Origin of the sequence: Fodinicurvata fenggangensis DSM 21160 (assembly GCF_000686045.1) — a bacterium.
In the GTDB taxonomy this organism is placed as follows: Bacteria; Pseudomonadota; Alphaproteobacteria; order Kiloniellales; family DSM-21159; genus Fodinicurvata; species Fodinicurvata fenggangensis.
Genome location: NZ_JMLV01000025.1, coordinates 1 through 8,165, shown reverse-complemented (window position 1 = coordinate 8,165; position 8,165 = coordinate 1). Strand labels below are relative to the sequence as shown.

The 8,165-nt window shown below is 54.5% G+C and carries 7 protein-coding genes; 2 read left to right on the top strand and 5 right to left on the bottom strand.

Features of this window, described 5'->3' with window-relative positions:
- The 3 genes from BP38_RS0118015 to BP38_RS0118005 form a co-directional block, all read right to left on the bottom strand.
- Nucleotides 1–868 (bottom strand): hypothetical protein (locus BP38_RS0118015; protein WP_026988863.1); only part of this gene is annotated, 868 nt, incomplete at its 3' end.
- Nucleotides 868–1,140: a DapH/DapD/GlmU-related protein gene (locus BP38_RS0118010; protein WP_026988862.1), complete on the bottom strand. Its 273-nt coding sequence runs from the start codon at nucleotides 1,138–1,140 to the stop codon at nucleotides 868–870. The genes BP38_RS0118010 and BP38_RS0118015, both read right to left, overlap by 1 nt.
- 79 nt (nucleotides 1,141–1,219) lie before the next feature.
- The gene (locus BP38_RS0118005; protein WP_026988861.1) at nucleotides 1,220–2,242 is read right to left on the bottom strand and encodes a sulfotransferase family protein; all 1,023 of its coding nucleotides are present in this window, start codon (nucleotides 2,240–2,242) and stop codon (nucleotides 1,220–1,222) included.
- 284 nt (nucleotides 2,243–2,526) lie between these two features.
- Here BP38_RS0118005 and BP38_RS22010 point away from each other — a divergent pair, with 284 nt between their 5' ends.
- Nucleotides 2,527–3,918 (top strand): glycosyltransferase family 2 protein, encoded by a 1,392-nt coding sequence (locus tag BP38_RS22010; RefSeq protein WP_051609537.1) that lies wholly within the window; start codon nucleotides 2,527–2,529, stop codon nucleotides 3,916–3,918.
- 8 nt (nucleotides 3,919–3,926) lie between these two features.
- Here the strand turns inward: BP38_RS22010 and BP38_RS0117995 are convergent, their stop codons facing one another.
- Together BP38_RS0117995 and BP38_RS0117990 are read right to left on the bottom strand one after the other, a co-directional pair.
- Complete coding sequence (locus tag BP38_RS0117995; protein WP_155992508.1) at nucleotides 3,927–4,616, bottom strand: sulfotransferase family protein; 690 nt, start codon at nucleotides 4,614–4,616, stop codon at nucleotides 3,927–3,929.
- Nucleotides 4,616–6,979 carry a bifunctional glycosyltransferase/CDP-glycerol:glycerophosphate glycerophosphotransferase gene (locus BP38_RS0117990; protein ID WP_026988859.1) on the bottom strand — a complete coding sequence of 788 codons (2,364 nt, stop codon included), beginning with the start codon at nucleotides 6,977–6,979 and terminating at the stop codon, nucleotides 4,616–4,618. Before BP38_RS0117990 ends, BP38_RS0117995 begins: the two co-directional genes overlap by 1 nt.
- 951 nt (nucleotides 6,980–7,930) lie before the next feature.
- On the opposite strand from BP38_RS0117990, the gene BP38_RS22785 reads away from it, so the two are divergent.
- Nucleotides 7,931–8,165 (top strand): COG3415 family protein (locus tag BP38_RS22785; RefSeq protein WP_211250394.1); only part of this gene is annotated, 235 nt, incomplete at its 3' end.

The window sequence follows — 8,165 nt, the reverse complement described above, 5'->3', positions numbered from 1 at the left end:
TATCCGCGAAATCGAACGGCATATCCGGCAGGGTGACCCGGCGGCTCAAGGGGTCGACATAACTTTGCAGCGTGTCACCGATGACAACCGGCTGCTCGAAGATTTCCTTCTGCATGAAATGGCGATAGGAGCCCTTGCCGATCATGGCGCCGGACATGACGGTGCGCGTGACCGGGCGCTCGACCGGGGCATCCTCCTGGTCGAAGATCCGGGCCTCATCCCCCTTCAGGACAACCCAGTCCCCTTCCTCCAGGAAGCAAATCCGGTCGGTCAAGGGTGCCAGGGCCAAAGAATCCGAGCCCAGGTAGAGCTCTCCGTTGCCATACCCCAGCGCCAGGGGACTGCCGCGCCGCGCCCCGATCATCAGGTCGTGCCGGCCGGCAAAGATGATGGCCAGCGCGAAGGCGCCATGCAGCCGCTTCAGGGTCGCCGCCACGGCGTCTTCCGGGCTCATCTGGCTTTTCAGGTAATCCGTGATCAGATGAACGATCACTTCGGTATCGGTTTCGGTCTCGAAGCTGTGGCCGGCAGCCTCCAGCTCCTTCCTGAGCGTGCGGAAGTTCTCGATGATGCCGTTGTGTACCACGGCCACTTCGCCATTGGCATGGGGGTGGGCATTCATTTCGGTGGGACGGCCGTGGGTCGCCCAGCGGGTGTGCCCGATGCCCACTGTTCCTTCGAGGGGCTCCCTGTCGATCACGGCTTCCAGGTTGACGATCTTTCCCTCGGCCCGCCGGCGGTCGATCTGCCCGTTGCGCAGCGTGGCGACGCCAGCCGAGTCATACCCGCGGTACTCCAGGCGTTTCAGTCCATCCATCAACAGGGGCGTGACCGCTTTCTGGCCCAGGATGCCGATAATACCGCACATCAGGATGTCTCCTTGCTGTTCTTGCGCTGCGCCCGAAAGCGGGCGGCTGCATCGGGACGCACCGTCTGTTCCGCACGTGTCAGTCCAAGGGCGTCAGCCGGGACATCCCCTGTTATGGTCGAGCCGGCGCCCACGATGGCGTTCGTCCCGATACGCACGGGCGCAACCAAGGCTGTGTTGGACCCGATGAAGGCCCCGGCACCGATGTCGCTATGATGCTTGTCATAGCCATCGTCGTTGCAGGTAATGGGTGGTGGGAGATAATGTATCAAAACCTTCGGATTTCGTGATGTATTTTATTTAGGTATTTCAACATGGTATCGGAAAATAGAATTTCCCTTAAAGGAGCCCTCACTTTATTTTCTTGGAAGCGGCTTTATGCCTTTCAATCTCTGCTTGTGTGGTTTCCCAAAGCTCGGCAAAGATATCAAGGGCCTGGTCCATACTCAGGTCTGTGTCTGGGGATTGATCGGGATACTTGTTGAAGTCCGGATCGAAAAGCGTGATACGCTGAGGAAACCACTTTTGCCGTACGCGCTCATTGCTTTCGGAAAATTGGGCAAGAAAGCCTTCAGCTTCCGTACGTGAGGGTAGCAAGCCGCGTCCTTGCCGGAAACGATGGAGCAATGAAAAAAGCTTCTTACGGGTCTTGATGCGCTGGTTCATGTAGCGCAGAAAAATCTGCGCCTCGGCAGATAAGCTCTCGTTCGTCCGCTCGGGGAACTCAAATTCCTTGATGTCGAGATCAAGCATGGTCAGGAAATCCTGACAAATATCTCCTCCCTCCAACGCCTCGGGTAAGAATAGCCTCGGAATAACTCTCTCTTTCCCGAACACATTTGCCCATAAATCAAGCAGGGCATCGTAATCGAAAGAAGGCGGCGCCTGTCTTGGCAGGACTGTTGAGCGTGTAACACCGTGCCTCAACTGTGTTGTGTAGGCACTGATGGCCAATTCATGCTGTGGCCGCAGATAAACGACAACCCTTACCTTATTGCAATAGCGCTCAAGGAAGCCCGCAAGGCGTTCGATCTCGGAGGGGTGGCGCAGGATGCTCTGACAGCGTTCACTGCTGATAATCAGGTCCAAACCCTGGGGCATCGCAGTGATTTCCTTCTCGAATTCCCGGGTCACCTCGTTCCGGTAGGCGTTGATATTCTCCCTGAGCGCGGGATTGCTTCTAGGCACCCTTCTGTTTCCATCGGCGGCATAGAAGGCAATGTAGGAATGTTGCCCGAAACCGAGCGATGATGGAAAGAGATAACCGTGCTCTAGTAGTTTCGGGTAATTGGCCTTCATGCAGTGCTGGAGTGTGGTGGTACCAGTCTTTTCTGTTCCGATATGCAGGATGCAGGTATTAAATTTCACTGGCATACGAATCGGGTGCTCGCATTTTGTTCATTCAAGGAGATTCGTAAGTACAGTATGACATAATCAGACTGAAGCATATAATAAGACGCAACTTAAGGTTACTACTACTGATATAGCGCCAAGCTATTGCCAAGGAGACGCTGGCTCGAAAAGATGTATTTCTGTCCTGCCCGCCGCCAACGAGACTCCATTGCAAGCATTGTGACTTTTCGGTAACAGGGCTGTCCAATGGCTGCGCCTTGGCGTAATTAAACTGTCATCAAGGCCTGATCAATGCGGACGCGTTCATGACCCCCCAGTTGCTGCCTTCCCTGAAAGAGATAACGTCGTACCCGCACCGTAAAGGCAGCCTGAAGCTGGTCGCGAATGTCTTCAACGAACGCCGACGCCTACCGGATTTCCTGACCTATTATCGCCGGCTGGGCGTCGAGGATTTCTATATCATCGATAACAACAGCGATGACGGCACCCATGCGTACCTATTGAACCAGCCGGACTTGCACCTCTTCTGGACCGACCAGGATTTTCGCGCCAGCCAGGCGGGCCGCCTCTGGATCACCAACCTTTGCCAAGTGTATGGCATGGGCGATTGGTGCCTCTACGTCGATGCCGACGAGTTCCTGGCCTATCCGCACTATGAATGGCTCAGCCTGCCAGCCCTGACCGACTATCTGGACCAGCGCGGATTTCAGGGGCTCTTCTGCCTGCTATGTGATCGTTACAGCAAGGGTCCGATGAAAGACGCCGTCTATTCAGAAGGCGAGTCTCTCTTCCAGCTCTGCCCCTACACGGATCGTGCGGAGAGTTTCCACCTGAATAGCCATCCCGACTTTCCCTATTTCCAGATTATCGGTGGCCCCCGTGCGCGCAGGTTCTGGCAGAAGAAGGAAGGCGCTCCCTTGATCTCCCAGGTCCCTCTGGTCAAGTGGCATGAAGATTTCGCCTACTTGGCTTCTCGCCACTACTGTACGCCGCTATACTTGGCCGATATCACGGGTGCCCTGTTCCATTTCAAGTTCCTCTCGGACTTCCCCGAGTTCGCGGAACGAGAGATCGGGCGCGGACAGCGGATCAGCGACGGCGCCCATTACCGGCGCTACCTCTCAGCCATCCGGGAAGATCCCGACTTCAGCTTTTATGACGCGCATGTGTCCGTACGCACTGACACGACGGAAGACCTGCTGAACCACAGCCTGATCACGTTGTCCGAACCCTTCCTGGTCCACCTCCACCAAAGATCCGGTGCCCCCGGCAATGGGGAGACGCGAGCGGAAGAGCGCTTTTCTCGCCTTTACGGGAACAGCAGCTATTCGGACCTGATGCGCAGTTGGCCATTTCTGATCAACCTGTTGCCCCAAAAAACCATGAGCGCCTTTTCCGAAAACCCCGACGCGTCCCAGCACCCTGGGCAGTACCGGCAGGGTCATGCGGAGCGGCGCATCGAGCGCAAGCTTGACCGCCTGCTAGACAAGAGTTCCTGGAAGGCAACCCGTGGGATACGCCGCTGGCTGCACAGAAAGGGCTGGATAGATCGGCGCCAAGTACCGGAGGATTATCGGGATTACTATTTGCCCGATGAGATTATTCAGGCCGTCTATGATTCCTTCTGGTGGGATCTCACCTTCCCATTGCGAATTGGGAAGCGACTCAAATCCCACCTGCAAGACAGGAAAAAATAGAGACTTGATCAAGTCTTTGGAAACATCCACGCAAACTCCGTTCCGTGGAAATAACTGACAAGTTTATTGTAGTTCCTACATCTTGCGGAAGCGGGCATGATCTCCTGCTTGGCCGTTTTCTGCTTTACGGGCATCGGAGAGACACCAATAAATTCCTGAATATCGCGCGTTACCTCTTCCCAGTTTTCCACAAGGCTTTCATAAGAGGTCCGATACAAGGGGTGCTGTGCAAACAGGGAATCGATATGGGCTGTATCTTCCAGATCCTTGGAGAGCTTTCTCTCCCACCACTTGGGAGATTTCGCAAAGGTAATATCCTCTGTTTCCTTGTCGGTACCGATCCATTGACCGCTTTTCCTTGCCACCTGAAGGGAAATCTGGCGCTCGAAAAGATTCTCCCTGTAGAGATGAATGACCTTTATCTCCGTTTGATGGGCCAGGTAATCCCATACAGTCGATAGCCCTTCCTTGCGCCCCTGATGCAGGAAGATCTTGAAGCCGATAGCTTTGTATCGGTTATTCTGGTCATCAAAGAAAGCCTTCGCTCTTGCGGCTCCATCTTCTTCCTCAATGTCGCCGTAGACATTCGTATTGTAATACTCGCCGACCATGTGAAGCTCAGGGTTCTGCTTCAGGGCGAATTTGAGAAGGTTGGAGCCGCAACGCCCCAGGCCGGTGACAATGAACTTATTGGGCATCACTTTCCCCATCGGCGTTCCATGCTGCGCTTCTCCAGATCGCTCACAATCTCGTTGAAAACGCGTTCGCAGTTCTGGTGGTCCCGGAAAGCGAAGAGATGTTCCAGCCGCAGCTTGTGCTCTTCCCGCATCGTGCAGTCATTTTCAAGGTATGACGCAAGTCTTTCAAGCAAGCGCTCTCTACAATCCACAACTTCCCCGGCAAGGTCCCGATCGAAATCGATAAGCGGAGGGCCCTGAGGCTGAGTCTCCCATTCCAGGCGATCGAACATGAAGGCCAATGCGGGCTTCTCCTGGTAGAAAAAGTCGTACATGACACTGGAATAATCGGTGATCAACAGATCGGCCTCGTGGATCAGGTTGTGCAGGGGCGTATTCTTGTCCTGCAGAATGTGAATACGTGAACTCTTCGCTTCGAAGGCAGAAATATAGGGCATCATGCGGAAATGGGGACGAAACCAAAGCTGGTAATCATGCGTCTCAAGCAGCTTTTCCAGCGTGTCACTGAGGATCAATTCGCTCCATTCGTGCAGGTAGCGGCTGGTCCGGACCTGTGCTTCGCTTTGAATCCAGCTTCGCCAGGTTGGTGCGACCAGCAGCTTTCGGCTCGGTCGTGAGGGCCGAACCGTAGGAAGCGCATCGAAACGGGGCAACCCCGTCAGTTTGATCTGCTCGTTCGGAAAACCGTACACCTTGTTGAAGACGACTCTTTCCCTCTCATTCGAAACCACGACAAAATTGAAGTACCGATGAGCCTCCTTCCTGTAACTCAAGGTCTTGTTCCCGGACACCCCGTGTTGCAGGAAGACGTTCACGCTTTTCTTCTCCGCCCTTTTGCGCGCGCCATCAGGATAGGCCAAGCTGTGAAAGGTGTCCGTTGACACAAGAACCCCGGAACGGGCGAGGTAATAGGCATGCCTCCAGGAATACTGAGGAATGACATTTCCAAGGGGGCCGACGGAACTCCAATGTGAGGACTGGCGGCACAACACGTAATAGACGGGGATATCCGGCCTTTGAGTTCTCAGGTATCTGAACAGGAAAAAGGCATTGTCCTCGGCGCTTTTGGACAGGCGTTCATCCATCAGCCAGATATTGCGCCCTCTCCACGCATTCGCCAGCTTTGCCACAGGACGCGCAAGCCTGTATTTGGTGTTGTTTGCCTTCTTTCGATCCCCGCCGGCAAGTCGAGTCCTCCATTCCCCGAAGCTTTTCAATAGCCTCTTGGGAAGTTTCCTCAGCTTCCAGCTCTTTCCTGCTCCGGTCCCGTTCGGGATCCTTTGCTGCCTTGCTTTCAGCAAGGGCTCAAGCAATCGCGCCCGTGTGTCCGGCGATTTCAGAAGCGGCAGGAAGCGTAGCGATCCCGGCGCATTCTCATAGGCGATCAGCGCCTCATATTCTCGTTCGGAGAGCATGATCGCACGTATCTGCTGTCGCAGGCCCGCTTCGGACAGCGCATCCAGGTCCGGCTCCGAAAGGCGCGTGACCAGGCGGGCGATCGTCTCGAAGATTCGGATCTGCTCGGGGTAGGGGGCGGTCTCGATGACCCTGAGGAACCGGTTTCCCACCAGCTTCCGCACTTCGGAACGCAACAGCCAGGGATAGAGCTCGGACACCTCTTTGGCATCGAATTGCGCCTCCAAGGCCTCCGCAACGGCAACCCTGTCGCGGAAAAATTCGGCGGAGATCTGACCGGTTCTGGACTCCGGGCGGCCCCGATAGTTATAGATGACCTCCGGCAGAACCGTGATCGAACGGCTCGCCAGATAAGCCCGTGCGACGAAATCCAGGTCCTCCCCGGCACTGCCTTCGGGAAAGGCCAGGCCATTACGGGTTATCAGGTTATGGCGAAGCAGCCGATTACAGGCGGAGATATCCTCCAGAAGGGCCGGCATGCCGGAAATATCCGTGGCGGGAATCAGCTGGTCGAAGGCATGCTGGTGAACCGGCACTCCGATCCAGCTGCGTGTTTCATTGAAGGACTGCTGTATTCCGACCACCATATCGCTGTCGTAACGATCGGCGGCCTCCACCATCTGGCGATAGGCGTCCCCCGGCACGGTGTCATCGGAATCAAGGAATGTGACGTACCGCCCCCGGGCATGACGCAGGGCCAGGTTACGAGCCGCCCCCTGGCGCTTGTGCTCCTGGGCCAGGACCGTGATCTCGTCATGCGCGCGCGCATAGCGCTCCGCGATCTTCCGGCTGCCGTCCGTCGAGCCGTCGTCCACCAGGATTAGTTCCCAGGAAACCAGGCTCTGCCTCAAGATGGACTCGATACACTCTTCCAGGTAATCGGCTGTGTTGTAGATCGGAACGATAACGGAGAGATCAACGTTCGTGGTTGTTTCGGGGCCATTCATAGGTAGCATCCGGAATTTTTGGTTCTTTTGGGCTGGTAGTCTGTCCGGTTAGGATGTTTGCTCCTCATTCTGGGGAACAGGGTTTCATGTCTAGATAGCAGTCCAAGCCCCAGAAATTTGCCTTAACCTTGCCAAACTAACGTTGGTGCGCTTTCGCCGTCGAGAAAGGCTGCTACTACCTTGCTTCCTCGCCGGATCTCGCGCACCCTCACTGCTGGCATATTTGAGAAGACAATGTGGTACCAGTGGATGATGCAACACTGCCCCTACGGAAAAGCACCTTAACTCTCTCCACCCAGCCTTGGTAGGCCCCCTAGATTGACGGCGTGGCGCCCGATAGGCCACAGCGCTTCAGCTACTTAAAAGGGACCGCCAGTATGACTTGATTTTCAGGCGCTTTTAACAATTTACAGAATTTTTTGGGAACCTTCAGTGCCCAGAAAATATTCAAGATAGTCCTTACGCCGCCGCACCACGATCTTGGCCAAATGGTGCTGAATGCGCCATCATCAATGCCGATGAGATTGTCCAGCGAACTTATGTTGTTCTTGTTAATGATTCCTCCTTTCTTTAAACTCACTGATTGATTCATCTAAAGCTATTCTTAACTAAAAAACATGACCTTCCAAAATTTCATTAACTATCTTATATAATAATATTCAATAGAAGCGCTGACGTAATTCTTGGTAATTTTCCACAGTTTTTATGTAGTAATTGTCGGATTTATATTTTTTATTTGGAGTAAGATAATTGGAAATAGCATTATTAACTTGATTTTGAGGCGCCCCAAGTACTTGCAACACGCGTTGTACGATACAACGTTGATTCCCTTCATAGCCGTAAAGCTCTTCGTACGTAACGCTAGAGCGTGTCGGCGTAGATCAGATTCGGGATTCCCCTGAGAATTGATCTGTGATTCCCTCTGCGTATGGCAGATATAGGGGGTTACAGATGGGTAAGCCACATCCCTTTGAGCTTCGCCGCCGTGTTGTCGAGTTTGTCGAGGAGGGTCATACCCACCGTGGGGCGGCGGCGCATTTCCGGGTTTCGATCAAGTTCGTCAACGACATGGTCAAGCTCAAGCGCGAGACGGGCGGGCTGGCGCCAAAGCGCCAGGGCAATCCCGGGCGGGGTAAACTCAGCGAGGTATCTGACTGGTTGCGTGCCAGAATGTGCGAGAAAACAG